Below are 25,203 nucleotides of genomic sequence, written 5' to 3'. Positions count from 1 at the left end.
GACGTGACGTATGGATCTGCACTTCGGTGACAGCAAGCCGACGGACGAGGAGCGGGAGGCCGTCGACGCGCTGCTCGGCCCGCCCGAGTCGGCGTGGGAGGGCTCCGACGACCGCAGCGACGCGGACCTGCGGTGGGCACGGGGAGGCCGTGCGGCGCGGGAGCGGCGGGATGAGCTGTTGCCGGGGTTGCACGCGCTCAACGACCGCGTGGGGTGGGTGAGCGCGGGGGGTCTGGACTACCTCTGCCGGCGGCTGATGGTGCCGCCGGCGGAGGGGTACGGGGTGGCCACGTTCTACTCGATGTTCTCGGTGCGGCCGCGTCCCGCGACGGTGGTGCGGGTGTGTACGGACCTCGTCTGCGGGGCCTCGCTCTGCGGGGAGGTGGAGGCGCGGCTCGCCCCGGAGCCCGGGGTCGCTGTCGAGCAGAGCCCTTGCCTGGGCTTGTGCGAGCGGGCTCCGGCTGCGCTGGTGGTGCGGGCGGGTGAGCCTGCGGCGCTTCTGTCCCCCACCCCGCCCCCTCCCGAAAACCCGCTGGCGCGGGGGCCTGGTGTTACCGCCCATCGCCTTGACGGCTCGTCCTCAAACGCCGGAGGGGCTGATTCTCAGCCCCTCCGGCGTTTGAGGAGCGGGGAGAAAACCTACGTCACCGCAACCCTCGCCCCCGCCACACCCGACACCCTCACCCGAGCCGCCCTCGCCCCGGAGACCGCCCCCGCGGAGCCGCCCGCGGCCCTCGCCGTCCCCCAAGCAGGCCAAGAAGGCCTCCTGCTCCTCAGCAGAATCGGCACCTTGGACCCGTCTTCCCTGGACGACTACCGCGCGCACGGCGGCTACACCGCCCTGCGGAACGCCTTCGCCATGGGTCCCGCCGCCGTCATCCGTGAAGTGACCGACTCCGGCCTCCTCGGCCGAGGAGGCGCCGCCTTCCCCACGGGACGGAAGTGGCAGGCCACCGCCTCGCAACCCGACCACCCCCACTACCTCGTCTGCAACGCCGACGAATCCGAGCCCGGCACCTTCAAGGACCGGGTGATCATGGAGGGCGATCCGTACTCACTCATCGAGTCGATGACCATCGCGGGGTACGCGACCGGCGCCCACCTCGGCTATCTCTACCTCCGCGGCGAGTACCCGCGCGCCCTGGAACGGCTGCGCCACGCCATCACGCAGGCACGCGCGCGTGGGCTGCTCGGGGACGACGTCCTGGGGCAGGGGTATGCCTTCGACATCGAGATCCGGCGTGGTGCGGGCGCCTACATCTGCGGTGAGGAGACCGCCCTCTTCAATTCCATCGAGGGGTACAGAGGAGAGCCGCGGTCCAAGCCGCCCTTCCCCGTGGAGAAGGGGCTCTTCGGCAAGCCCACCGCCGAGAACAATGTCGAGACCCTCGTCAACGTGCTTCCCATCCTCACCATGGGCGCGCAGGCGTACGCCGCCATCGGCACGGAGAAGTCCACCGGACCCAAGCTCTTCTGCGTCTCCGGAAGCGTCGAACGCCCCGGCGTCTACGAGCTCCCCTTCGGGGCCACCCTCGGCGAGCTCCTGGGCATCGCCGGGATGCCGGACAACCTCCGCGCGGTCCTCCTGGGCGGCGCGGCCGGAGGCTTCGTACGCCCCGACGAGCTGGACGTCCCGCTCACCTTCGAGGGGACGAGGGAGGCGGGCACCACCCTCGGCTCCGGCGTCGTCCTCGCCCTGGACGACACCGTGCCGCTCCCCCGCGTCCTTGTGCGCATCGCCGAGTTCTTCCGGGACGAGTCCTGCGGACAGTGCGTGCCCTGCCGGGTCGGCACCGTCCGGCAGGAGGAGGCCCTGCACCGCATCGTCGACCGGACCGGGGCCGAGGCCGCCGGTGACATCGCTCTCCTGCGCGAGGTGGGGCGGACCATGCGGGACGCCTCCATCTGCGGGCTCGGCCAGACCGCGTGGAACGCCGTGGAATCCGCCATCGACCGCCTGGGGGCGTACAAGTGACCGCCGTACCGCTGGGAATCCCGCGCCGACTCATCGAGTTCACGCTGGACGGGCAGGACGCCAGAGTGCCTGAGGGGTCGACCATCCTGGACGCCTGCCGGGTCGCGGGCAAGGACGTCCCGACCCTCTGCGAGGGCGACACCCTCACCCCGAAGAACGCCTGCCGGGTGTGTGTCGTCGAGGTGGAGGGCGCCCGCACTCTGGCCCCGGCCTGCTCGCGCACGGCCGAACCGGGCATGACCGTTCTCACCGACACCGAGCGCACGCGGCACAGCCGGAAAATGGTCCTTGAACTCCTCGCCTCGTCCGTCGACATGTCGACGACCCCGAAGGTCGCGGGCTGGCTCAAGGAGTACGACGCCAAGCCCGACCGTTTCGGCCCCGACGCCGCACGCCTCAATGAGGAGCCCAAGGTCGACAACGACCTCTACGTCCGCGACTACGACAAGTGCATCCTCTGCTACAAGTGCGTCGACGCCTGCGGCGACCAGTGGCAGAACACGTTCGCCATCTCCGTGACGGGCCGCGGCTTCGACGCCCGGATCGCCGTCGAGCACGACGGACCGCTGACCGACTCCGCGTGCGTGTACTGCGGGAACTGCATCGAGGTCTGCCCGACCGGAGCCCTCAGCTTCAAGTCCGAGTTCGACATGCGGGCCGCGGGGACCTGGGACGAGGAGCAGCAGACCGAGACGACGACGGTGTGCGCGTACTGCGGAGTCGGCTGCAACCTGACGCTGCACGTGCAGGACAATGACATCGTGAAGGTCACCTCACCGCACGACAATCCGGTGACCCACGGCAACCTCTGCATCAAGGGCCGTTTCGGCTACCAGCACGTACAGAACCGGGACTGATCGACATGGGACGAGTCACGGAGCGCCGCCGCGTCATCCGCATCAGGGACGGGGCCGTCACCGAGCGGCCCGACACCCTCGTCGCGGAGGAACCGCTGGAGATCCGGCTCAACGGGAAGCCGCTTGCGATCACCATGCGCACTCCGGGTGACGACTTCGCGCTCGCGGCGGGATTTCTGGTGAGCGAGGGGGTGCTCGGCTCCGCGGACGAGCTCCAGTCCATCGTCTACTGCGCGGGGGCGACGGCGGACGGCTCGAACACGTACAACGTGGTCGACGTGAAGACCGCCCCGGGACTCGTCCTGCCCGACATCACCCTCGAACGCAACGTCTACACCACCTCGTCCTGCGGCCTGTGCGGCAAGGCGAGCCTGGACGCGGTCCGTACGACGGCCCGCTGGGCGATCGACGACACGGACGGCGGCAGCGCTCCCCCGGTCCGGCTCGGGACCGACCTGCTCGCGTGCCTCCCCGACCGGCTGCGCGCGGCGCAGCGGGTCTTCGACCGGACCGGGGGCCTGCACGGGGCGGCGCTCTTCTCCGAGGACGGTGAACTCCTGGACATACGGGAGGACGTGGGCCGGCACAACGCGGTCGACAAGCTCGTCGGGCGAGCCCTCCAGGAGGGCCGTCTGCCGCTGTCGCGTGCCGTGCTCCTCGTGTCGGGGCGCGCCTCCTTCGAGCTGGCACAGAAGGCGGTGATGGCGGGCATTCCGGTGCTCGCCGCCGTCTCCGCACCCTCCTCCCTCGCCGTCGACCTGGCCGCCGAGACGGGTCTGACCCTGGTCGGCTTCCTGCGCGGCTCCTCCATGAACGTGTACGCGGGCGAGCACCGGATCGCCGTGCGGGCCTCGGCCTCAAAGGGCTGACCGGCTGCTCCCCGCTGCACGGCGGCGGGATCCCGACCGGCGGGGAGCGCCCCCTGCGCCGGCGGGGTCCCGGTCCCGCTCCGTCTCCGTACTTCTAGATGTCTCTGCCCCTTTACGCCTCGGTGCCCGAGATCCGGGTGAGCAGTGAGAGGAACTGCTCACGCTCGGCAGCCGAAAGAGAAGCCAGGAGTTCATCGTTGGCGCGCCGCGCCGCCTCGGCACAGCGGACGAGGGTCCGCTCGCCGTCCTCCGTAATCGTGACCGCGTTCTTGCGGCGGTCGGCGGGGTCGGGCGCGCGCAGGACGAGTCCGGCCTCCTGAAGGCTGCCCCCTTTACGCAGACGGCTGCCGTTCAGGGAGCAGCGGTGGTGACGTCCACCTCCGTGATGGCCGCGTCGGGATGCCGCGCCCCCGTCAGGACCTGGTCCTGCCCGGTGTCGCCGAGGAGGTGGCGGCGGAAGAAGGCATCGAGGTACGTGGCGGCGACATGACGCTGCTGCGGCTCCGTCAGTTGCCTGGTCGGCGCCGCACCCTCACGGTCAGTGCACTGCCCGGGGTGTCCTTCCACCGGCATGGCGTCGTCGGAGGCCGCGACCTGACGGCTCTGGGGCGACCACTGCGTGTTGAAGTAGTTGTGGTTCGCCCCGTGGATCGCGAACCGGTAGAAGCCACTCCGGTTCCCCTTGGCCGCGTCGGCCGCGAACCAGAGTGCCTCACCGCCCACCTGTCCGTCGCATGTTCCCCGGAAGGAGGCGAAGGGGGTCTTGGTGATCGTGTAGTTGGACATGTCCTCCGTCATCACGTTGTAGGCGGGCGCCACAGCGGCCACCGCCTTGACCTCGACGCCCTTGGGCCACTGCCCCCGATGGCTGTCAGCCGCTTGCCAGGTGACCCCGGCGCCTGCCCTGGAATGCCCCATGATCCCCACGTTGCCCATGTCCACGTGGTGGGCGAAGCCGACACGTCGCGCCGCTCCGGTCGCCGTGTCGGTGAACTTCCCGGCGAGCTCGCCCTTGTCCTTGGAGCTGAGCTCCTGCCACATGCGCAGATGCCGGTTGATGAGATCCGCGCGCGCGGCAGCGTTGTCATCCCCTGTCACGGAGGAGGCGTTGATGCCGTTGGCGCCGACCGAGACCACGACAAACCCCTGGGCGGCCAGCCTGCGGCCCAGATAGTCGTATCCGCGCTCACTGGGCAACGCGGGTGTTCCCGACGCACACGGCCAGGCGGACAGCTTGGCATTGGCAGCTTCGTACGCGGCGTCGTCACCATCGTGCTCGGCAGCTGTGCGCGCCGCGTCCGCCTTCCGGTCGGCGCAGGTGTCGTGCAGGCCGTGCAGCATCACGATCAGTGGATGCCGCCCCGTGCCCAGGTCGGCGGGGTAGTGCACCACCCCGGTCAGCTCGCCCGGTTGACCGGTCTGTGGCAGTCGCCAGGCCTTATCGCCCAGGTCGTAGCGGACCGTCCTGGTGGCCCCGGACGAAGGTACCGCGTTCCGTCCCGTCGCCTCGGTCTGTGCCGCGACACCGGTCGCGGCCGTATACGTGAAGGCTGCTGCCGCGGCGGACAGCACCGCTGCCGACAGGCCCAGCAGACGAGCCGAAGTCCTCGTACGTCTGTGTCGCTTCATCATGTCTCTCTCGGTGAGTACAGGTCCGGCCCGGAGCGTCCAGTCCCACTCGTGGCCGTCGCCCGGGGTACAGGTGAAGGCCGTCCTCAGCGGGCGGCGTCGTAGGAATCCACCACGAACTGGATGACCCGGTCCTGCAACGCGGCCCCTGAGGCACCGGCCCGCCTGATCATGTCTGTTCCGTGGAAACCGCTCTTGTTGATGACGAGCTCCTTCTTCTTGCCGGCAGCGGAGGCCGCGTAGACCTCACGGACCTGCTTCTCCACCGCGCCTTGCATGTCACCGGGCGACACCACCAACAGCGTCGGAACCCTCAGCTTCCGCACCGCCGTCACGCCGTCCGCCCCGCCGTCCGCCCCGAGGCACCGGGCAGGCGAGGACATCATCAGAAGGCCCACCACTCGCAGAGGTGTGTCCACGCCGGCGACAGCTGCCGTCGTACCGCCACACGACGCACCCGCCAAGAACACCCTCTTCGCACCGACACGGCGCAGTTCAGCCAGTCCGGCCCGGGCGTCGCGGTCGATGTGCTCGTTGTCGGCCACGTGCTCGGACGCACCGTGATTGCGGTACTCGGGGATCACCACGTGGTAGCCACGCTCCGCCAGCTTCCGCCCGATGTCGACGAACGAGCAGATGTTGTAGCCCTGCTCGTGATCCAGGAGAACACCGTCGGGCCCGTCCCCCAGGACCAGCGCCGACAGATGCACCCCGTCGCTGGTCGTCAGCGTGGTGGCCTTGCTCCTCAGGTCCTTCGGCACACACGTGTTGACGCGATGTCCCCGAGCCGTGCGCGCGGTCCGGTCGGGCCAGCTCGGCTTGTACGAGACCGGCTCATGATCCGGCGGCGGCGCGGGAGCACGGCTCCCTGTCCCGGACGGCGCCGGCGCGGAGGACGTCGACGACATCGACGCCCCCGCCTCCGGGTCACGCGCCGGCTTGTCAGCCGGGCCCGAACAGCCCGATACCAGGCCCAGACAGCCCAGCGCGACAGCGGCAACGACTCTGACTCTCAGCACAGTAATCCTCAGGTTCAACCTGCACGTCGGTGTGCCGTACACAAGCAAGGCACACGGGTTCCGTGCCAGGACGGAACTTCCCTTCACGACCTGACAGACGTGCGGGTCCGCCCGAGGTTGCAGGACGCTGCCGACGAGTTAGGTTCCGGAGGCGGCAGACGGGCCAGGCCAGGCCAGGCCACAGCCGCACGCTCACAGCGCGAGGTGAACTGCAACCTGTGGGAGCCTCACACGTCTTTGTCAGTGGAGGGCATCCTCTGAAGGCCTCGAACCGCTCGAATCATTCGACAGGTAATTGACCCCCATGCCAGAAAAGACCCGCCGGGAAACCGGCTGCGGCACCTTCCCGGCGTCCCCCCGGCGCCCCGGGTCGGATGACGGCCGACACGCACACCGTCAGAACGTCACCATGCCGTCGGCTGGGGAAGGGCGCTGATGGCTGCCGTTCTCACCTGTGAAGGTGCTGTCCCGCGCAGCCGGTGGCGATGGCTCCTGGCCCGCCTCTCCCAGGGCGGAAGGAGAGCAGACCTCAAGGGCCGCTCGTCCGTCACAGTGCCGGAAGAAATCGACATGCTGTACCGCCGGCGCAGGCTCGACCTCGTGCGCCTGGCCGTCCTCCTGGTCGACGACATCCCCACAGCCGAGGACGTCGTCCAGGAAGCCTTCGCAGGCCTCTACCGGCGTCACGGCAACACGCTCGACAGCATCGCCGACCCCGAAGCCTACGTACGGCGCAGCGTGGTCAACACCTCCAGGGACGTCCTGCGCAGGAGGCGCACCGTGCGCGCCTACATCCCCCCGCGCATCCTCCCCGCACCACCACCGGAGGAAGAGATCCTCCTCAAGGAAGAACACCAGGAAGTGCTGCGCGCCCTGAGACTGCTCACCGTGCGCCAGCGGGAGGTCCTCGTCCTCAGGTACTGGTCGTACATGTCAGAAGCGGACATCGCAGCGACCCTGGGCCTGTCCCGGGGTGCGGTGAAGTCCACAGCGAGCCGGGCACTCACGGCTCTGGCCAGAAGACTGAAGGAGACGCCATGACAGCCGTCGAGGACCGCCTTCGCGCCGCACTGCACGCCCGGGCCAACCAAGTCACCACCCTGCGCCCGGCCTCCCCACCATCGATCCGCGCACGGATGGCCATCCACCCCGGACTGCGCAAGGCCGCGGTAGTCCTTCTGGCCGCAGCATTGGCAGCCGTCCTCCTCGTGCTGCCACGACTCCTCTCACGGGACGACCCGTCAGTCCCCGCCGACACTCCCCCACCAGCCAGCCCGAGCCACAGCACGTCACCTTCACCCGCCACTTCCCCACCGGACGAGGCGCCTAGACCAGTCGCACCGTAGAAGAGCCGCAACCGCAGCCGCAGCCGGGGCTGCGGCTGTCTGCCTCACGCCCTCCGGGAGATACAAGCACCCGGCCGACCAGGCCACACCCATTCGTGCCACGCACGCTTCTTGTGAGGTGTCGAGCCGTCCCAGTAGCGTCTGAGGCGCGAACGTTGGACGTGGGATGTCAGGATGTCCAGTCACCTCGAAGGGTGGACCGCGCCATGCCATCAGCTCTCCGTGTACGCCTCAGATCCCTCCGCACCGCCACCGCCGCCGCGTTGACCGTCGTCGCCTTCGGGGTGCTGCTCCCCGGGCCCGCGGCGCAGGCGGCGCCGGACACCCGCGCCACCGGGTTCGAGCAGCAGGTGCTCTTCAAGGCCTCGCAGGACCCCGGGTACGCCTGCTACCGCATCCCCGCCGTCGTGAAGACGGTCAAGGGCACGCTCCTCGCCTTCGCCGAGGGGCGGACGAACGACTGCAGCGACGCGGGCGACATAGACATCGTGGTCAAGCGGTCGCAGGACGGCGGCCGCACCTGGAGTCCGCTCCAGGTCGTCAACGAGGGCGCGGGCGACACGCACGGCAACCCCGCCCCGATCGTGGACCGCAGGACCGGCCGCATCCTCCTGGCCCAGACGTACAACACGGGCCGCACGGACGGGCAGAACTGCGCCATACCCTGCGACCGCACCCCGCACCTCCAGTACAGCGACGACGACGGCCGCAGCTGGTCGGCGCCGCGTGACCTGAGCGATCAGATCCTGCCGAAGGACTGGAACTCCTGGTACGCGACTGGCCCCGTGCACGGACTCCAGCTGACCCGCGGCCGGCACGCGGGACGGCTCGTCTTCACCGTCAACACCGAGACCTGGAACGGCAGTCGGGTCACCGCGAACCACGCGGCGCTGGTCGTCAGCGACGACGGCGGTGACAACTGGAGGATCGGCGCGACGGACTCGTATCCGATAGCGGCCGACGGCACCTTCCGGCAGAAGCCGTCGGAGATGACCGTCACGGAGCGCCCGGACGGGGCCCTCTACGTCAGCGGGCGCGAGCAGGACGGCACCGATCTCGGGCACCGCACCCACGCGGTCAGCCGCGACGGCGGCGAGAGTTTCGTCGCGCCGTTCAAGGCCATCCCCGATCTCTACACACCCCAAGTGCAGGGCTCCACGCTCCAGTTCGGCAAGCGCATGCTGCTCGCCTGCCCCGGTGACCCCGACCGCCGCCGCACGATGCAGATCCGCTCCTCCTACGACGGCGGCCGCACCTGGGACAGCGTGGACCGCGGCACGACGGTGACCACGGACTGGTCCGGCTACTCGGACATGGTGCGGGCCGACGGCGAACACGTGGGCCTGATGTACGAGGGCGGGGCGGTCGACGCCCGCGACGAGATCCGCTTCGCCCGCTTCACCGAGGACTGGCTGCAGCCGCGCAGGGGCCCCGACCCGACGACCGCCGACCGCGCGCCGCGCGCGAAGCCCGCGGCCGTGCTCGGCGGGGCGTCCACGACCGAAGGCCGGTTCGGCAAAGCTATCTCCTTCGACGGGACGAACGACGCCGTACGCCTGCCCTACCGCGATCAACTCCCGCTCGGCACCAAGGACTTCACCGCCTCCCTGTGGTTCCGTTACTCCGCGACGAGCGGGGAACAGCCACTGCTGTGGATGGGCGGCATCGGCACCAACCAGCCCCAGGTGTGGCTGCGCGGTGAACCCGCGAGCAACCGCGTCACGGGCCTGATCACCACGCGCGACGGCGCCACCGCCCCGAGGTCCGCGTCCGTGCGCACCACGGGCGCGTACAACGACGGGCAGTGGCACCACATCGCGCTGCGCCGCGGCGCGGGGCAGCTCACCCTGTCCATCGACGGCACGCGGATCACCACGGCCGACGTCCCCGGCTCGGTCACCCGCAACTCCGGATACGGCTTCCATGTCGGTCAACGGGTCGACAGCCGGGCTCACTTCACGGGCTCCATCGATGAAGTGCGCGTATACGACCGGGCGTTGAGTGACGCCGAGCTGACACGGCTCGGCGGGGACAGCGGGTCCAAGACTCCTGTGACGCGGGACACCGTGGCGTGGCTCCCCATGGACCACGTGCGCGCGAGCAACTAACGTCCCGCACGTGCCCGCCGACCAAGGTCCACGCGGCGGCCCGAGCGCGCGCAGGATCTGGATCGTCCTGCTGCTCGTCCTGGCCTGCGCGGCCGTGCTGCTCACCGCCCTCCCGGACGACCGGGAGGGCGGCGTGGCATGCCGGGCGCGCACCGTCTCGTCCTGGGCCGCCGACGACAAGGTCACCGGGGCGTTCGCCCGCTACGGCGACGACACCGCACGGGCCGACGACTGGACCGGCGGGGACGGCACGCATTCGGTGCGCCTGCCGGACGGGCGGCTGCTCTGGCTGTTCTCCGACACCTTCCTCGGCCAGGTGCACGCGCCGCCCAACCCGGTGGGCCAGCCCCACACATGGCGGGACGCGACCACCCCCATGGTCCGCAACTCGGGTGTGGTGATGTCACGTTCGGGCACCCTGCAGAACACCCTGCCCGCCCCGCTCTTCCCCGACCCGGCGCCGCAGCAGTGGCGCTGGCCGGTCGCCGCGAAGGTCGAGCCCCGCTCCCCCGGCTCGTCCGAGAACGTCGTACGTGTCCTGCTGTGGACCCGCGCCACCGGGACGGGCCCGTGGATCTACGGCGTCCCGCTCGCCACCGAGGTCGCCACGCTCTCCCTGCCCGATCTGCGCGTCGAGGGCATCGTCAAGGTCTCCGACCAGCAAGCGGTGCCGGACCCGGACAAGCGCGTCCTGTACGGGACGACGACGGTCGACGACGGGGACTGGACGTACGTCTTCGGCGGCAACGACGGCAAGGCCGCCGCGCGCCCCGCCTCGCACGCCTATGTGGCGCGCGTCCCCAAGGGCAGGCTCGCGGAGCCCGGCGCGTGGCGGTACTGGGACGGCACGGGCTGGACGGAGTCCGGGAAGCCGCGCCACGTCCTGGGTGACGGTGAACGCAAGGGTGTGGGCAGCGCGTTCACGGTGGTGCGCGTGAAGGGGACGTACGTCCTGTTCACCATGGCCGCGGGCACCCAGGGTCTGACCGATGTGACCTCCTACTGGGCGTGTTCGCCCACCGGTCCCTGGCACGGCCCCGCGAAGGGCTTCTCGCCGCCGCTGCCGAAGGACGGCTCGGCCGAGCAGGACATGGCCGCGTACAACCCCCAGGCCCATCCGGCGCTCAGCGGGAACGGGCGGCTGCTGCTCAGCTACGACGTCAACTGGCTGGACGCGGCGCCCGCGAGCGCGCAGGCGAACGTCAGCCGGAACGTGTCCCTGTACCGACCGCGGTTCGTGTCTCTTCGGCTTGCGACGGCTGGGTGACGAAGTCCTCGGCGTCCGTGGCGTCCTCGGCGTCCGTGGCGTCGCGCGAGCGCCGCTTGGCGATCACCGCGCAGACCATCAGCTGCATCTGGTGGAAGAGCATCAGGGGCAGCACGGCCAGTGAGGCCTGGGCCCCGAACAGGACGCTCGCCATGGGAAGTCCGGCCGCGAGCGACTTCTTGGACCCGGCGAACTGGATGGCGATACGGTCCCCCCGGTCGAAGCCCATCCGCTTGGCCCCGTACCAGGTGAGGGCGAGCATCGCGGCGAGCAGCACCGCCTCCACGCCGAGCAGCGCGCCGAGCCGCAGCGGCGTCACCTGGTGCCAGATGCCTTCCACCATGCCCTCGCTGAACGCGGTGTAGACGACGAGCAGGATCGAGCCCCGGTCGACGTAGCCGAGCACCTTCTTGTGCCGTGCGATGAAGCCACCGAGCCACCGGCGCAGAAGCTGACCGGCCAGGAACGGCACAAGGAGTTGAGCCACGATCTTCACGAGCGAATCCGTGGAGAACCCGCCCCCGCTGTTGCCGAGCAGGGCGGCCGCGAGCAGCGGTGTGACGACGATGCCGGCCAGCGAGGAGAAGGAGCCCGCGCAGATCGCCGCGGGTACGTTGCCGCGCGCCATGGAGGTGAAGGCGATCGACGACTGGATCGTGGAGGGCACCAGCGTCAGGAAGAGGAACCCGCTGTAGAGGGCGGGCGTCAGGACGTACGGAACGAGGCCCTTGGCCGCGAGACCGAGCAGCGGAAAGGCGATGAACGTACAGGCCAGGACGGTGACATGGAGCCGCCAGTGCTTGAGCCCGTCAAGCGCCTCGCGGGTGGAGAGCCGCATTCCGTAGAGGAAGAACAGGAACGCGACCGCCGCGGTGGACGCCCCGCCCGCGATGTCGGCGCCGACGCCGCGCGCGGGCAGCAGCGCGGCGACGCCCACTGTGCCGAGCAACGCCAGGATGTAGGGGTCGATCGGCATCCAGGTGGGCCAGCTCGGGCGTTTCACTTCGCTCCATCGGTTCGGTTCATGTCGTGCCCTCTCGATGATCCTCCTGATCACCGCAATCGGGAATCCCGGATACCGCACTGACTGTCATCACGTTCCGCGATAACCTGCGATAGCCTCGTGACCATGTACGACCCCGCCCAGCTCCGTACGTTCCTCGCCGTGGCCCAGACGTTGAGCTTCACGCAGGCCGCCCGGCGCCTGGGTCTGCGCCAGTCCACGGTGAGCCAGCACGTGCGCCGCCTGGAGGACGCCACCGGACGCCAGCTCTTCGCGCGTGACACGCACTCGGTGGAGCTGACGGAGGACGGCGAGGCCATGCTCGGCTTCGCGCGGCGGATCCTTGAGGTGCACGAGCAGGCGTCGGCGTTCTTCACCGGGACGCGGCTCGGCGGGCGGCTGCGGTTCGGGGCGTCGGAGGACTTCGTCCTGACCCGGCTCACCGACATCCTCGAGTCCTTCCGGCACGACCATCCGGACGTCGATCTGGAGCTGACGGTCGAGCTGTCCGGCACGCTGCACGAGAAGCTGGACGCGGGCAAGCTCGATCTGGTCCTTGCCAAGCGGCGCCCGGAGGACCCGCGCGGCGAGCTGGTCTGGCACGACGAACTCGTCTGGATCGGCGCCGAGCGGCTGCGGCTCGACCCCGATGAGCCGGTGCCGCTCATCGTGTTCCCGCCGCCGGGCATCAGCCGCGCCCTCGCCCTGGAGGCCCTGGAGCGGCGCGGCCGTGCGTGGCGGATCGCCTGTACGAGCGGCAGCCTGAACGGCCTGGTCGCCGCGGCCCGCGCGGGACTCGGCGTGATGGCGCACTCCCACGGCCTGATCCCGCCGGGCCTGGTCCGCGTCCCGGAGCGGGCGGGCCTTCCGGAGCTCGGCGCGGTCGACTTCGTGCTCCTGCACGGCGAGCGGCGGGCTCCCGCCCAAGGGGCGCAGGGCGCGGCGGACGCGCTCGCCGCCTCGATCCTGGCGGGCGGCGACCGGCTGCACCGGCGGCGTCAGCGGAGGTAGGGGCCGTCAGCGGGGATAGGGCCGGTAGGTGAGCTGCTTGACGCGGCGCATGAACGGCGCGGTCTCGACGTGCTGGACGCCGTCGAGCTGCCCCAGCTTTCCGCTCAGATAGGTGTAGAGCGCGGGAATGTCGCGGGTCACTGCCGTCGCCATGATGTTGGAGGGGCCTGCCACCGCTGTGGCGTGGGCGATCTCGGCATGCGACGCGAGGGCGTTGCCCACCGACTCCATGGCCCAGGGAGCGGTGGTGATCCAGAGCATCGCCCCGACGTGCAGACCGATGAGGGCGTTGGCGTACTCGATGTCGATGTAGAGCGCACCCGAGGCGAGCAGCGCGCCGAGGCGGCGCTTGACGGCCGACTCCGAACGCCCGGTGGCCTGCTGAAGCTCCGGGTAGGTCGCGCGGCCGTCCTGTTCGAGCGCGGCGACCAGCGGCTCGTCCTCCGGCTCGATCCGCTGGGGCACGTCGGTGCGGACGGCGGACGCGGGCTGCTGCGCGGGGCGCAGGGCCGCGATCTGCTCCGCGTCGAGCGGACCGTGCTTCATCAGCCAGCCGTCCGGGCCGCCGAAGAAGCGGTGCAGCATCTGCTGGGCGCGGATGTCGACGATGTGCGGGGTGCGCGGGAGCTTGGCGAGCAGCAGTTCGTCCTGGTCGGTGCGGGTGCGGGGCCGGGTGCAGCAGACGACCTCGGTGCCGCCGGAGGTGAGGCCGATCCATGAGGTGTCGGGGCGCCGCGCCAGGGCGGTGGCGATGGCGTCGGCTCCTTCGGGAGCGCAGCGCAGCCGCAGCATCCACTGGTCCTGGCCGAGCTTCTCGTGGTCCCGGACGGCGACGATCCGCAGACTGCCGTCGGAGACCAGCCTGCGGTAGCGGCGGGCGACGGTCTGGTCCGAGACGCCGAGGACGGCGGCGATCTTGCTGAAGGGCGCGCGGCCGTCGATCTCCAGCGCCTGGAGCAGTCTGACGTCGAGCGAGTCCTGCATGGCCGACGTGGGGGATTCCGTTGCTGTACTGCCCATCAGTGTCGAATTCCTTCGATCTCTCGTGACTGATGACTTGGATCGTCCGGACGGACTCCATCGTACGAGGAACGCACACGCGTCGTAGAAATCGCACGAGGAGAGTTGACAATGCGTACATGGGGGCCGCTCACAGCGGTATGCCTGGGGACGTTCATGCTGCTGCTGGACGTGACCATCGTGGTCGTGGCACTGCCCGACATGGCGAGGGCGCTGAACGCCTCGCTGAGCGATCTGCAATGGGTGATCGACGGCTACGCCCTCGCGCTCGCCGCGCTGCTGCTCGGGGTCGGGGCCGCGGCGGACGTGCTCGGCCGGCGGCGGCTCAACGTGGCGGGCACCGCGCTCTTCGCGCTCGCCTCGCTCGGCTGCGGGCTCGCCACGAACGCGGAGGTCCTGGTGGCCGCCCGCGCGTTGCAGGGGCTCGGCGCCGCAGCGATGTTCGCGACGACCCTGCCACTGCTCGGCGCCGCCTACCAGGGGCGGGACCGGTCGGTCGCGCTCGGCGTCTGGGGCGCGGTCAGCGGGGCCGCGGCGGCGATGGGGCCGATCGTCGGCGGGCTGCTCACCGAGGGGCCGGGCTGGCGGTGGATCTTCTTCGTGAACCTGCCGGTGAGCGTCGCGTCGATGTGGCTGACGCTGCGCGTGGTGCCGGAGTCGAAGGGACAGGCGGGCCGCCGGGTCGACTGGGCGGGCACGGTGACGTTCGCGCTCTTCGCGGGCGGGCTGACGTACGGAGTGGTGCGGGCCGGTTCGGAGGGCTGGACGTCGACGCCCACCGTGCTGACCCTGACGGTCGCGGTGCTCGCGCTCGCCGCCTTCGTGGCCGTCGAACGTCGCGTCGCGCACCCACTCCTTGACCTGAAGCTCCTGCGCATGCCCGCCTTCACGGGCGTACTGGTCGGCGCGATCGGCTACAACGCGGCCGCGTTCGGCCTGATGCCCTACCTCTCGATCTGGCTCCAGACGGTGCTCGGCATGAGCCCGGTGCACGGCAGCCTCGTCATGCTGCCGCTGGCCGCGACCTCGTTCGTCGTCGCCGCGCTGGGCGGACGGCTCCTTCACGGGGTACCCGCGCGGCTGACCATCGGCGTGGGTCTGCTCCTGATCGGCGCGGGCGGGGTCGCACTCGCGGTGCTCGACGCCGGATCGTCCTGGGGTGCGCTCATCCCCGGGCTCACGCTCGCGGGCGTCGGCACCGGCCTGGTCTCGCCCGCGCTCGGGGGCGCGGCCCTCGCGGCGGTGCCGCCGGCGAACTCGGGGATGGCGGGCGGCGCGGTCAACACGTTCCGCCAGCTCGGGTACGCGCTCGGCGTCGCCGTCTTCGGCACGGTCATGACCTCGCGCATGCAGGACACACTCGGCCATGACGCGGCTCACACCGTCGCGGGAGGCGGTGCGTCGGCCATGCGTGGCACGCTTTCCGATCATGCGGTGCGGACGGCGTTCGCCTCCGGTCTGAACTCGGCGGCGGTCGTCGCGGGTGTGGTGGGTCTGGTGGCGGGGGCGGCGGTACTCGTCATGGTGCGGTCCGCACGCTCGGGTACGGGCACAGGCACAGGCACGGGCACGGGCACGGGCACGGGTACGGGTACGGGTACGGAGACACCGGAAGCGAAGATTCCGGCGCCCGTCGAGCGGGTCTCCGAAGGGGCGTCACAGCCGTAACCGCTGCGTACAGATTCGGTGGAGATTACGCCACCGAAACTTACTCAACCGTAAGTAATCTGTCCCGCCTCTCCCCTTGTGGCCGGATTTCACCGGCTGACCAGCGTGAATGGTACGTACCGAGGGGTAGTTCACCCCTCTCCCGCCCGGCTCCGCGGTGGGGTACCGTCACCGGCGCTGTGCGGAGCGCCACAAGGAGCATCATTGCGCGAGTTCACGAACCCTCCGATGGCGTCGGCGCCGCTGGTGGGCGGCCTTGCCGACGTCGTGTTCGACCATGCCCTTGAGGATCCGCTCCACATCGCCTTCGGCCGCAAGACCGACGGCGTGTGGCGCGACATCACTTCGGCGGAGTTCCGCGACCAGGTGATGTCGCTCGCCAAGGGGTTGCTCGCCCAGGGCGTGCGCTTCGGCGACCGCGTCGCCATCATGTGCCGCACCCGCTACGAGTGGACGCTCTTCGACTACGCGCTCTGGACGGTCGGCGCCCAAGTGGTGCCGGTCTACCCCACGTCCTCCGCCGAGCAGGTCTTCTGGATGCTGCACGACGCGCAGGTGTCGGCCGCCATGGTCGAGCACGAGGACCACGCGATGACGATCGGCTCGGTGATCGACCGGCTGCCGCAGCTGCGCAGGCTGTGGCAGCTGGACGCCGACGCCGTGGACGAGCTGTACCGGGCGGGCCAGGACGTCGACGACGAGGTGGTCAACCGCCACCGCCGCGCCGTCACCCCGGATTCGATCGCCACGATCATCTACACCTCGGGCACCACGGGTCGCCCCAAGGGCTGCCTCATCTCCCACGCGAACTTCATGTTCGAGGCCCAGACGGTCATCCACCGCTGGGAGCCGGTCTTCCACTCCCGGCGCGGCGACGAGGCGACGACGCTGCTCTTCCTGCCGCTGGCCCACGTCTTCGGGCGGATGGTGCAGGTCGCCGCGGTCTGCGGCCGGGTCAAGCTGGGCCACCAGCCGAGCCTGAACGCGGCGGCGCTCATCCCGGACCTGGCGGCGTTCCGCCCGTCCTTCATCCTGGCCGTGCCGTACATCTTCGAGAAGGTCTTCAACGCGGCACGGCGCAAGGCCGAGAAGGACGGCAAGTCGGGTCCTTTCGACAGGGCCGTGGAGTGCGCCGTGCGGTACGCGGACGCGATGGAGGCCAAGGCCTTCGGCACGGGGCCCGGACCTTCGGCGGCCCTGCGCATGCAGCACTCGCTCTTCGAGAAGCTCGTCTACGCCAAGGTGCGCGACGCCATGGGCGGCCGTGTGCGCCACGCGATGTCGGGCGGCTCCGGGATGGACCGGCGCCTCGGCCTGTTCTTCGCGGGCGCGGGCGTCGAGATCTACGAGGGCTACGGCCTGACGGAGTCCACGGCAGCCGCGACCGCCAACCCGCCCGAGCGCACCCGCTACGGCACGGTGGGCCAGGCGATCCCCGGCACCACCGTGCACATCGCGGACGACGGCGAGATCTGGCTGAACGGCGGCAACGTCTTCCAGGGCTACCTCAACGACCCCAAGGCCACCGACGCCACCCTGTACGAGGGCTGGCTCGCCACCGGTGACCTGGGCGCCCTCGACGAGGACGGCTACCTCACGATCACCGGGCGCAAGAAGGAGATCCTGGTGACGTCCGGCGGCAAGAGCGTCTCGCCGGGGCAGCTGGAGGAGCGGGTGCGCGACCATCCGCTGGTCGCGCAGTGCATCGTCGTGGGCAACGACCGCCCCTACATCGCGGCGCTCGTCACGCTGGACGGCGAGGCCGTCGAACACTGGCTGACCATGCGCCGCAAGCCGTCGATGTCCCCGAACGACCTGGTACGCGACCCGGATCTGGAGACCGAGGTGCGGCGGGCCGTGGTGGCCGCCAACACCCTTGTCTCGCAGGCCGAGTCGATCCGTACGTTCCGGATACTGGCTCACCAGTTCTCCGAGGAGCACGGGCTGCTCACGCCTTCGCTGAAGCTCAAGCGCAAGGCGATCGAGACGGCCTACTCAGCCGAGGTCGAGGCGCTGTACCGCGCTTGAGGTGACCCTTGAGGTAGCCCTTGAGTTGACCCGGAAGGTTTCTGACGGTTCATCAATTACCGTGGCGTCGCTTATTGACGGTTCATCAGGTCGCGCACAGAATCACCCTCACTTCGTCGGAGGGGGCTCACCCGTGTCGCGATCGTTCCGCACCATCACCGCCGCCGTGGCCGCACTGCTCCTCGCCACTGCCTGCAACTCCGCCTCCAACAGCAGCGGTTCGAGCGGCGACGGCAAGGACGGCGGCTCCGTACGCGGTGTGAGCGCCGACTCCATCAAGGTCGGCGGCATCGTCTCCATGACGACCGCGAGCGGCTACAGCAAGAAGGACACCGACCTCGGGGCCAGAGCCCGCTACGACCGCGCGAACGCCGAAGGCGGCGTACACGGGCGGAAGATCGACTATCTGGGCGCGGAGGACGACGGCCAGGACCCCGGCAAGAATCTCGCGGCGGCTCGCAAGCTCGTCCAGCGGGACAAGGTGTTCGCGGTCTCCCCGATGAGCTCGGTCACCTTCTCCGGCGCCGACTTCCTCCAGAAGCAGAAGGTCCCGACGTTCGGCTGGGGCACCATCCCGCCGTTCTGCGGGCCGAGTTACATGTACGGCTTCGGCGGCTGCATGGTGCCGATGCCCGGCGGCACCATCACCCAGAGCTGGCCCGAGGGCCTGAAGAAGGTGACGGACGGCTCGAAGGGCAAGTCGGTCGCGATCCTCGCCAACGACAACGACGCGGGCACCTTCGCCGTCCGCACCTACAAGCAGAGCTTCGCGGCGGCCGGTTACAAGGTGACGTACGCCAAGTCGACCGTGCCCGCGACCTCCGTGCCGAGCGACTGGTCGGCGTACACGAAGGAGATCCTGCGCTCCGACGGCGGCAAGGCGCCGGACGTCGTCGTCTCCGTGATGCAGACCCCGTACAACATCGGCCTGTTCACGGCCGTCAAGCGCTCCGGCTTCCAGGGCGTGATCACGGACCCGACCGACTACGACCCGGGCCTCCTCGCCAAGAGCGCGACGAAGAAGGCGCTCGACGGCGTGCACATCCTCCTGTCCTTCCAGCCGTTCGAGCAGAACACCGCGGCGATGCGGCAGTTCAAGGCGGACATCAGGAAGGCGGCGGGCGAGGACGTCCCGCTCAACATGCACATGATGACCGGCTACATGTCGGCGGACCTCTTCCTCTCGATCGCCGAGAAGGCGGGCAAGGACCTCACCGTCGACTCCTTCCAGCAGGCGGCGAACGGCTTCTTCGACAAGGGCACGATGGTCGGCGACCGCAGCCTGCCCAAGGGGCAGAAGGAGTCGTTCGGCTGCGGCGCCCTCGTCCAGCTGAAGGACGGGAAGTACTCGGTGTCCTCGCCCTTCACGTGCTACGAACCCATCCCCTTCAAGTAGAAGGGCGGGGCAGCCATGTCCGACCTGCTGGGATTCGTGCTGAGCGGTCTCGTCTCCGGCGCCCTGTACGCGCTGCTCGCGACGGGCCTCGTCCTGTCCTACTCCGCCTCAGGGCTCTTCAACTTCGCGCACGGCGCGACCGGCTACCTCTGCGCGCTCGCCTTCTACGAACTCCACTCCGGCTTCGGCTGGCCCGCCGTGCCGACGGCGTTGCTTCTCGTCTGCGTCGTGGCGCCCGCGCTCGGCTGGGGCCTCGACCGGCTGATGTTCCGCAAGCTGGCGAGGGTGGGCGAGACCGCGCAGATCGTCGCGACGATCGGGCTGCTCGTCGCGCTGCCCGCGCTGGGCCTGTGGGTGGTGGAGCTCCTTCAGGACGCGGGAGCGTCCGTCAAACCGGCCGAGAACCAGTTCGGCCTGCCGGGCGTCGGGCCCAGCCCCGCCAAGAACTGGCAGCTGCTGGACGGCGTCGGCATCGACTCCGACCAGCTGATCACGTGGGTCGCGACGGCCGTGGTCGCGGTCGGCCTGTGGATCCTGATGCGGCACACGCCGCTGGGACTGCGGCTGCGGGCCGCGGTGGACAACCGCTCCCTCGTGGAGCTGCGGGGCATGAGCGCGGACCGGCTCTCGTCGGTGGCGTGGATGCTGTCGTCGGCTCTCGCGGGCCTGGCCGGTGTGCTGGCAACTCCCTTGCTGGGGTTGTCGTCACACGACTTCACCCTCTTTCTGTTCGTGTCGGCCACGGCCGCCGTCCTCGGGCGCTTCATGTCGATTCCGCTGGCGTTCGCGGGCGGACTCGGCCTTGGTGTCCTGCAGAATCTGGTCGCCGGGTACGCCGATTTCGCGGAGAAGATCACGGGCTTCCGTACGGCGGTACCGTTCCTGATCCTCTTCGCCGGGCTGCTCCTGATGACGCGGCGGCAGCGGACCGCGGGCACGGCGGCGGTGGACGCGCCGCCGATCGACTATCTCGCCGGGAAGTCGTGGGTACGCAGGTGGGGCCCGTGGGCGGTGGGTGGTGTGCTGCTCGCGCTGTCCTTCTACACGGTCACCACACCCTTCTGGAGCGGCATCCTGGCCCAGGGGCTGGCGATCTCGCTGGTCTTCATCTCCTTCACGGTGGTGACAGGTCTCGGGGCGATGGTGTCCCTCGCGCAGGCGACGTTCGTGACGGGCGCGGCCCTCGTGGCGGGGCTGCTGATGAGCCATGGGTGGCCGTTCATCGCCGCGGCGCTGGTCGGGACGTGCGGGGCGGCGGTGCTCGGCGCCCTTGTCGCGCTGCCGGCGCTGCGTCTGGGCGGCCGGTCGCTCGCGCTTGCCACGCTCGCCCTTGCCTTCCTCGCCGATCAAGTCCTCTTCCAGATGGGCTGGTTGAGGAACGGCGACACCGGATGGGAGATCCCGCGGGCCGTCTTCGGCCCCGTCGACCTGAGCGACGATCGCGCGATGGGCGTGGCGATGGTCGTCCTGGTGACGGTGACCGTGGCCGCGTTGAGCGCGCTGCGGGGTTCCGCGACGGGGCGGGCGATGCTGGCGGTGCGGTCCGCTCCGGCCGCCGCGATGGCCTCCGGGGTCTCGGTGGTGCGGACGAAGCTGCTTGTGTTCACCTTGTCGGCGGGGCTCGCGGGGTTCGGCGGCGTGATGTACGCGTCGTTCAACACCCGGATCACGGCCACGGACTTCACCGCGATGACGGGGCTCATCTGGTTGGCGGTGGTGGTGGCGGCGGGGGTGCGCAGGCCGCAGTTCGCGGTGGTGGCGGGGCTTGTCTTCGCGATCGTGCCGCATCTGGTCGCCGACTACGTGACGGAGTCCGTGCAGTTGCCGGTGATTCTGTTCGGGTTGGCGGGGCTTGCGTTGGCCAATGATCCTGATGGGTACTGTGCGGCGGTTTCGGTGCGGTTGCATCGGAGGCGGGTATGGATGGTGGGGGTTGGGGCTGCCTCCGGCGGTTCGCTTCCGGACCCCGGAGGGCGAGAGCTTTCAGCCCGTCCGGCGCTTGAGGACGAACTCGGCGGAGGCGGTGATCTACGGCCGCCGGTGACGGCGGAGCCGGTATCAGGAAGGGGCGGGCCCGGGGAGAAGACCCCGCCGACCCCGCCGACCCGGCCGACACCGCCGACCCCGCCCTCCCTCGCCCTGCGTGACGTCCACGCCGGATACGACGGCACCCCCGTCCTCCACGGAGTGACGCTCGCCGTCCACCCCGGCGAGATCCTCGCCCTGCTCGGCCCCAACGGGGCAGGCAAATCGACGACGTGCAGGGCGGCCGCCGGACTCCTCGCCCCCACCGAGGGGCAGATATACGTCGCTGGAGCTGACGCGACGAAGAACGGCCCCGTCCACCGCTCCCGAGCGGGAGTCGTCCTCGCCCCCGAAGGCCGCGGTATCTTCCCCTCCCTCACCATCGAGGAGAACCTCACTCTGCACCTCCCCGATGGGCACGCCCGCGAGGCCGTCTACGACCGCTTCCCCGGCCTCGCCGCACGGCGCAAGGTCACCGCGGGCTCCCTCTCCGGAGGCGAACAGCAGATGCTCGCCCTCGCACCCCTCCTCCAGCGCCCGCCCAAGGTGCTGATCGCGGACGAGCCGTCCCTGGGCCTCGCGCCCCGGGTGGTCGAGGAGGTCTTCCGTCTCCTCGCCGAACTCCGTGACGCGGGAACGGGGTTGCTCCTGGTGGAGGAGAAGGCCGCCGAGATCCTCGGCATCGCCGACACCGTCGCCTACCTCGCGCAGGGCCGGGTCTCCTGGTGCGGCCCGCGTTCCGAGGTCCGGGCGGACCAGCTGACCGAGGCCTATCTGGGCATGGCCGCGACGGGCCACACCGAAGGAGTGGGCACGGCATGAGCGACGGCGCATTCGAAGCCACGGGCGACCACGTACTCAAAGCCACGGGCGACCACGTACTCGAAGCCACCGGCATCGGCGTCCGCTTCGGCGGTGTCCACGCCCTCGCCCACGTGGACCTGAGCCTGGGCTCCGGCGAGGTCTGCGGCCTCATCGGCCCCAACGGGGCAGGAAAGACCACGCTGTTCGACGTCGTGTCCGGCATCCGCCGCCCCGACCAGGGGCGCGTCCTGCTGGACGGCGTGGACGTCACCCGCCGCTCCCCCGTCTGGCGCGCCCGACACGGCATGCGCCGCACCTTCCAGCGTCAGCAGCTCTTCGGGCAGCTCACGGTGGCCGACAATCTGCTCGTCGCGCAGGAGTGGCGGGGCGGTGGTGGCGGGTTCACCGCCGATCTGCTCGCGGCGCCCACCCGGCGCACCCACGAGCGGGAGAGGCGGGCCCGCGCCTCAACTGTGCTGCGTGAATGCGGACTTGAGAACCTCTCCGAGGACTACGCGGGAGCCCTCCCCGTCGGCCGGGCCCGCATGGTGGAACTGGCGCGCGCGGTGGCGGACCCGCCCAGGGTGCTGCTCCTGGACGAGCCCGCCTCCGGAATGACGGCCGACGAGCGAGGCCAACTGTCGGCCGTCATCCGGCATCTCACGGACGAGGAAGACTGCGCCGTGCTCCTCGTCGAGCACAACGTCGCCTTCGTGATGGAGCTCTGCGCCCGCGTGGTCGTCCTCGACCTGGGCAAGGTCCTGGCCCAGGGCACGGCGGCCGAGGTGCGAGCGGACCCGAGAGTGCGGGACGCCTACCTCGGCACCACCACGGCCTGACGGTCGGCGCCCTCAGCCTCCGTACTGAGCGACGATTTTGGTGAAGTCGTACGGAGCCTGCGACACGCCGCTGCACGAGTCCCCGGCGCTTCCGCCGGACGAGCAGTCGCGGTCGCGGTTGACGGCCCAGAAGGAGAACCGCGCGATGTGGTGCTGCTGCGCGTAGGCGAGGATCTTCTTGAAGTCGCCCGTGGTGACGGTCTCGCCCGCCACGTCGGTCTTGCCGTTCATCGAGGAGATGCCGATGCGCTTGTACGCGTCGGCGTCGCTGTAGCCGTAGGCACTCTTGACCGCACCCTTCAGGCCTTCGAGGGCGCTGACCGAGGCGTCGCCCATGGAACCGCTGTGGCTGCCGAAGTCGAACGGCATGACCACCCAGGCGTTGTTGTCGAGACCGGCCGCGGCGCCGCGCTTGATCAGGTCCTTGCCGGTGGCGTCAGGACCGCTCGGGGTCGTCCCCATGGTCACGTAGGTGACGATTCCGGGGTTCTTCTGCTTCACGATCTTGAGGGCGTCGACCACGCGCTGGCGCACGGTCGCGTTGCTGAACTCGGTGTCCTCGATGTCGATGTCGAACGCCTTGAGCTTGTAGGCGTCGATGACCTTCTGGTACGCCCCGGCCAGCGCGGAGGCGCTGGCGCACTTCTCGCCGAGCTTGGCACCGCTCCAGCCGCCGACGGAGACGACGATGTCGCCGCCGGCGCCGCGTATGGACTTGATGGCGGACTCGTCGGAGCCGCCCTTCAACGGGCGGCTGCCGTCCCAGGCCGGGTTGCAGCCGCCGTCGGACAGGATGAAGGCGAGCGTGAACCACTTGACGCCGGTCGCGGCCATCACGTCGGTGGGCTTCTGGGGGCTGCCCCAGCCGAGGTACTCGTACGGGGCCGCGTGGATGGTGCCGGACGCCTTGACGGCCGGCGCGTCGGCTGCCGCCCGAAGGGGTGCGGCCGACGACTGCGCGGCCAGGGCGAGGGACGCCGTCGTCGCGAGGACTCCGGCCACGGCCAGCGCGGTGGCCGCCTTGCGGGGGGTGGGTGACATGGGGGGTGTGTTCTCCTTTGCGTTGTTAGGAAGGGTTCCTAACGATCTGAAAACGCGGGAGGCCCTGGTGAAGGGGATGGAGCGGGGGTGCGGTGAGGAGTTCACCAGGCGTTCACATGAGTGTTCTGCGTTCAGTGACGTGCAATAGAGTCGCGGCATGACGGAACGCGGTCAATGGTGCGGACCAAAAAACACCCGGGCTTCACCCGGGAGTGGTCATGGAATGCAGCACCGCATCTGATCGTTGACCATGGGAGCACCACCCGACGACTTAAGGATCGAGAGCTCGTGAGCAAGGTCCCCCCGATCATCCTGAACAATGGCGTCGAGATGCCGCAGCTCGGTTTCGGCGTCTGGCAAGTGCCGGACGCCGAGGCCGAGACAGCCGTCGCGACGGCGCTGGAGGCCGGGTACCGCAGCATCGACACCGCGGCCATCTACGGCAACGAAGAGGGCACCGGCAAGGCCATCGCCGCTTCCGGCATCGCCCGCGAAGAGCTCTTCGTCACGACGAAGCTCTGGAACGCCGAGCAGGGCTACGACTCCACGCTCCGCGCCTTCGACGCGTCCCTGGAGAAGCTCGGCCTCGACCATGTGGACCTGTACCTGATCCACTGGCCGCTGCCCTCCAAGGGCCTCGCCGTCGACACGTACAAGGCGTTCGAGAAGATCCATGCCGACGGCCGCGCGAAGTCCATCGGCGTCTCGAACTTCCTGCCCGAGCACCTGGAGCAGCTGCTCGCCGAGACGTCGGTCGTCCCGGCGGTCAACCAGATCGAACTCCACCCGCACCTCCAGCAGCGCGTATCCCGCGAGTTCCACGCGGAACAGGGCATCGCCACGGAGGCCTGGTCCCCGCTCGGCCAGGGCAAGGGCCTCCTGGACGTCCCGGCGATCGTCGCGATCGCCCGGAAGCACGGGCGCACGCCCGCGCAGGTCGTCCTGCGCTGGCACATCCAGCTGGGCAACGTGGTGATCCCCAAGTCCGTGACGCCGTCGCGGATCAAGGAGAACATCGACGTCTTCGGCTTCGAGCTCGACCCCGAGGACATGGCGGCGATCAGCGCGCTGAACGAGGACCGGCGGCTGGGAGCGGATCCGGCTGAGTTCGACGTGGTCTGAGGCTTGAGTCTGAGGTCTCAGGTCTGAGGTCTGAGGCTTTCCCTCGTGCTCTCGTACGAAATTCTGGCCCGGGGGGGGGGGGGGGGGGGGGTGGGGGGGGGGGAGGGGGAGGGGGGGGGGGGGGGGGGGGGGCGCAACCCCCCGCACGGGAGGGAACGATCTCCCGGCCGCCGCCA

General features: G+C 70.0%; 18 protein-coding genes and 1 pseudogene. 13 read left to right on the top strand and 6 right to left on the bottom strand.

Features of this window, described 5'->3' with window-relative positions:
* Positions 1–10: 10 nt before the first annotated feature.
* From ACZ5CR_RS16855 to fdhD, 3 genes are read left to right on the top strand one after another with little or no spacing between them, the layout of a single operon-like run.
* Positions 11–1,975, top strand: coding sequence for an NADH-ubiquinone oxidoreductase-F iron-sulfur binding region domain-containing protein (locus ACZ5CR_RS16855; RefSeq protein ID WP_468858007.1), 1,965 nt, complete (start codon positions 11–13; stop codon positions 1,973–1,975).
* Positions 1,972–2,832, top strand: coding sequence for a 2Fe-2S iron-sulfur cluster-binding protein (locus ACZ5CR_RS16850; protein ID WP_468858005.1), 861 nt, complete (start codon positions 1,972–1,974; stop codon positions 2,830–2,832). Before ACZ5CR_RS16855 ends, ACZ5CR_RS16850 begins: the two co-directional genes overlap by 4 nt.
* 5 nt (positions 2,833–2,837) lie before the next feature.
* Positions 2,838–3,701, top strand: a complete 864-nt coding sequence (gene fdhD, locus ACZ5CR_RS16845; RefSeq protein ID WP_468858003.1) for a formate dehydrogenase accessory sulfurtransferase FdhD — start codon at positions 2,838–2,840, stop codon at positions 3,699–3,701.
* A 112-nt stretch (positions 3,702–3,813) separates the two neighbouring features.
* Here fdhD and ACZ5CR_RS16840 read toward each other — a convergent pair.
* The 3 genes and pseudogenes from ACZ5CR_RS16840 to ACZ5CR_RS16830 form a co-directional block, all read right to left on the bottom strand.
* A pseudogene (locus tag ACZ5CR_RS16840) lies at positions 3,814–4,023 on the bottom strand (MarR family winged helix-turn-helix transcriptional regulator); the annotation flags it as partial.
* Between the two features lie 29 nt (positions 4,024–4,052).
* Positions 4,053–5,333, bottom strand: a complete 1,281-nt coding sequence (locus ACZ5CR_RS16835) for an alpha/beta hydrolase (RefSeq protein ID WP_468858001.1) — start codon at positions 5,331–5,333, stop codon at positions 4,053–4,055.
* Between the two features lie 83 nt (positions 5,334–5,416).
* Positions 5,417–6,091 carry an alpha/beta hydrolase gene (locus ACZ5CR_RS16830; protein ID WP_468857999.1) on the bottom strand — a complete coding sequence of 225 codons (675 nt, stop codon included), beginning with the start codon at positions 6,089–6,091 and terminating at the stop codon, positions 5,417–5,419.
* 693 nt (positions 6,092–6,784) lie between these two features.
* On the opposite strand from ACZ5CR_RS16830, the gene ACZ5CR_RS16825 reads away from it, so the two are divergent.
* From ACZ5CR_RS16825 to ACZ5CR_RS16815, 3 genes are all read left to right on the top strand, one after another.
* Positions 6,785–7,390, top strand: coding sequence for an RNA polymerase sigma factor (locus ACZ5CR_RS16825; RefSeq protein WP_468857997.1), 606 nt, complete (start codon positions 6,785–6,787; stop codon positions 7,388–7,390).
* A 511-nt stretch (positions 7,391–7,901) separates the two neighbouring features.
* Entirely contained in the window at positions 7,902–9,803 is a 1,902-nt protein-coding gene (locus ACZ5CR_RS16820; protein WP_468857995.1) for an exo-alpha-sialidase, read from the top strand.
* A 10-nt stretch (positions 9,804–9,813) separates the two neighbouring features.
* Positions 9,814–11,070, top strand: a complete 1,257-nt coding sequence (locus tag ACZ5CR_RS16815) for a DUF4185 domain-containing protein (RefSeq protein WP_468857994.1) — start codon at positions 9,814–9,816, stop codon at positions 11,068–11,070.
* Here ACZ5CR_RS16815 and ACZ5CR_RS16810 read toward each other — a convergent pair.
* Complete coding sequence (locus ACZ5CR_RS16810; protein WP_468857992.1) at positions 11,006–12,073, bottom strand: bile acid:sodium symporter family protein; 1,068 nt, start codon at positions 12,071–12,073, stop codon at positions 11,006–11,008. The two genes, ACZ5CR_RS16815 and ACZ5CR_RS16810, sit on opposite strands and share 65 nt — an antisense overlap.
* A 126-nt stretch (positions 12,074–12,199) precedes the next feature.
* Here ACZ5CR_RS16810 and ACZ5CR_RS16805 point away from each other — a divergent pair, with 126 nt between their 5' ends.
* Complete coding sequence (locus tag ACZ5CR_RS16805) at positions 12,200–13,084, top strand: LysR substrate-binding domain-containing protein (protein ID WP_468857990.1); 885 nt, start codon at positions 12,200–12,202, stop codon at positions 13,082–13,084.
* A 6-nt stretch (positions 13,085–13,090) separates the two neighbouring features.
* On the opposite strand, the gene ACZ5CR_RS16800 is transcribed toward ACZ5CR_RS16805, so the two are convergent.
* A complete protein-coding gene (locus tag ACZ5CR_RS16800) occupies positions 13,091–14,104 on the bottom strand; it encodes an Lrp/AsnC family transcriptional regulator (protein WP_468857989.1) in 1,014 nt (337 codons plus the stop codon).
* A gap of 111 nt (positions 14,105–14,215) precedes the next feature.
* Here ACZ5CR_RS16800 and ACZ5CR_RS16795 point away from each other — a divergent pair, with 111 nt between their 5' ends.
* The 5 genes from ACZ5CR_RS16795 to ACZ5CR_RS16775 all read left to right on the top strand — a co-directional run bounded on the left by ACZ5CR_RS16795 (position 14,216) and on the right by ACZ5CR_RS16775 (position 22,864).
* Positions 14,216–15,772 (top strand): MFS transporter, encoded by a 1,557-nt coding sequence (locus ACZ5CR_RS16795; RefSeq protein ID WP_468857987.1) that lies wholly within the window; start codon positions 14,216–14,218, stop codon positions 15,770–15,772.
* Between the two features lie 204 nt (positions 15,773–15,976).
* Positions 15,977–17,800 carry an AMP-dependent synthetase/ligase gene (locus ACZ5CR_RS16790; protein ID WP_468857985.1) on the top strand — a complete coding sequence of 608 codons (1,824 nt, stop codon included), beginning with the start codon at positions 15,977–15,979 and terminating at the stop codon, positions 17,798–17,800.
* Positions 17,801–17,933: 133 nt separating this feature from the next.
* Positions 17,934–19,196: an ABC transporter substrate-binding protein gene (locus ACZ5CR_RS16785; protein WP_468857984.1), complete on the top strand. Its 1,263-nt coding sequence runs from the start codon at positions 17,934–17,936 to the stop codon at positions 19,194–19,196.
* Positions 19,197–19,211: 15 nt separating this feature from the next.
* Positions 19,212–22,043 carry an ABC transporter permease subunit gene (locus ACZ5CR_RS16780; protein ID WP_468857982.1) on the top strand — a complete coding sequence of 944 codons (2,832 nt, stop codon included), beginning with the start codon at positions 19,212–19,214 and terminating at the stop codon, positions 22,041–22,043.
* Positions 22,040–22,864: an ABC transporter ATP-binding protein gene (locus ACZ5CR_RS16775; protein ID WP_468857980.1), complete on the top strand. Its 825-nt coding sequence runs from the start codon at positions 22,040–22,042 to the stop codon at positions 22,862–22,864. Before ACZ5CR_RS16780 ends, ACZ5CR_RS16775 begins: the two co-directional genes overlap by 4 nt.
* A gap of 12 nt (positions 22,865–22,876) precedes the next feature.
* On the opposite strand, the gene ACZ5CR_RS16770 is transcribed toward ACZ5CR_RS16775, so the two are convergent.
* The gene (locus ACZ5CR_RS16770) at positions 22,877–23,905 is read right to left on the bottom strand and encodes a chitinase (RefSeq protein WP_468857979.1); all 1,029 of its coding nucleotides are present in this window, start codon (positions 23,903–23,905) and stop codon (positions 22,877–22,879) included.
* A 288-nt stretch (positions 23,906–24,193) separates the two neighbouring features.
* On the opposite strand from ACZ5CR_RS16770, the gene ACZ5CR_RS16765 reads away from it, so the two are divergent.
* The gene (locus tag ACZ5CR_RS16765; protein WP_468857978.1) at positions 24,194–25,027 is read left to right on the top strand and encodes an aldo/keto reductase; all 834 of its coding nucleotides are present in this window, start codon (positions 24,194–24,196) and stop codon (positions 25,025–25,027) included.
* Positions 25,028–25,203: the final 176 nt, after the last annotated feature.

The sequence above is a fragment of the Streptomyces sp. NPDC031274 genome (genome assembly GCF_055570235.1).
Note: the sequence above shows the minus strand (reverse complement) of the source record. Positions and strands in the feature narration are given on the sequence as shown.

Coding starts and splice junctions, on each gene's coding strand:
- fdhD (WP_468858003.1), top strand. CDS start 2,838: ATGGGACGAGTCACGGAGCGCCGCCGCGTCATCCGCATCAGGGACGGG.
- ACZ5CR_RS16855 (WP_468858007.1), top strand. CDS start 11: ATGGATCTGCACTTCGGTGACAGCAAGCCGACGGACGAGGAGCGGGAG.
- ACZ5CR_RS16780 (WP_468857982.1), top strand. CDS start 19,212: ATGTCCGACCTGCTGGGATTCGTGCTGAGCGGTCTCGTCTCCGGCGCC.
- ACZ5CR_RS16825 (WP_468857997.1), top strand. CDS start 6,785: ATGGCTGCCGTTCTCACCTGTGAAGGTGCTGTCCCGCGCAGCCGGTGG.
- ACZ5CR_RS16820 (WP_468857995.1), top strand. CDS start 7,902: ATGCCATCAGCTCTCCGTGTACGCCTCAGATCCCTCCGCACCGCCACC.
- ACZ5CR_RS16770 (WP_468857979.1), bottom strand. CDS start 23,905: ATGTCACCCACCCCCCGCAAGGCGGCCACCGCGCTGGCCGTGGCCGGA.
- ACZ5CR_RS16795 (WP_468857987.1), top strand. CDS start 14,216: ATGCGTACATGGGGGCCGCTCACAGCGGTATGCCTGGGGACGTTCATG.
- ACZ5CR_RS16800 (WP_468857989.1), bottom strand. CDS start 14,104: ATGGGCAGTACAGCAACGGAATCCCCCACGTCGGCCATGCAGGACTCG.
- ACZ5CR_RS16775 (WP_468857980.1), top strand. CDS start 22,040: ATGAGCGACGGCGCATTCGAAGCCACGGGCGACCACGTACTCAAAGCC.
- ACZ5CR_RS16835 (WP_468858001.1), bottom strand. CDS start 5,333: ATGATGAAGCGACACAGACGTACGAGGACTTCGGCTCGTCTGCTGGGC.
- ACZ5CR_RS16805 (WP_468857990.1), top strand. CDS start 12,200: ATGTACGACCCCGCCCAGCTCCGTACGTTCCTCGCCGTGGCCCAGACG.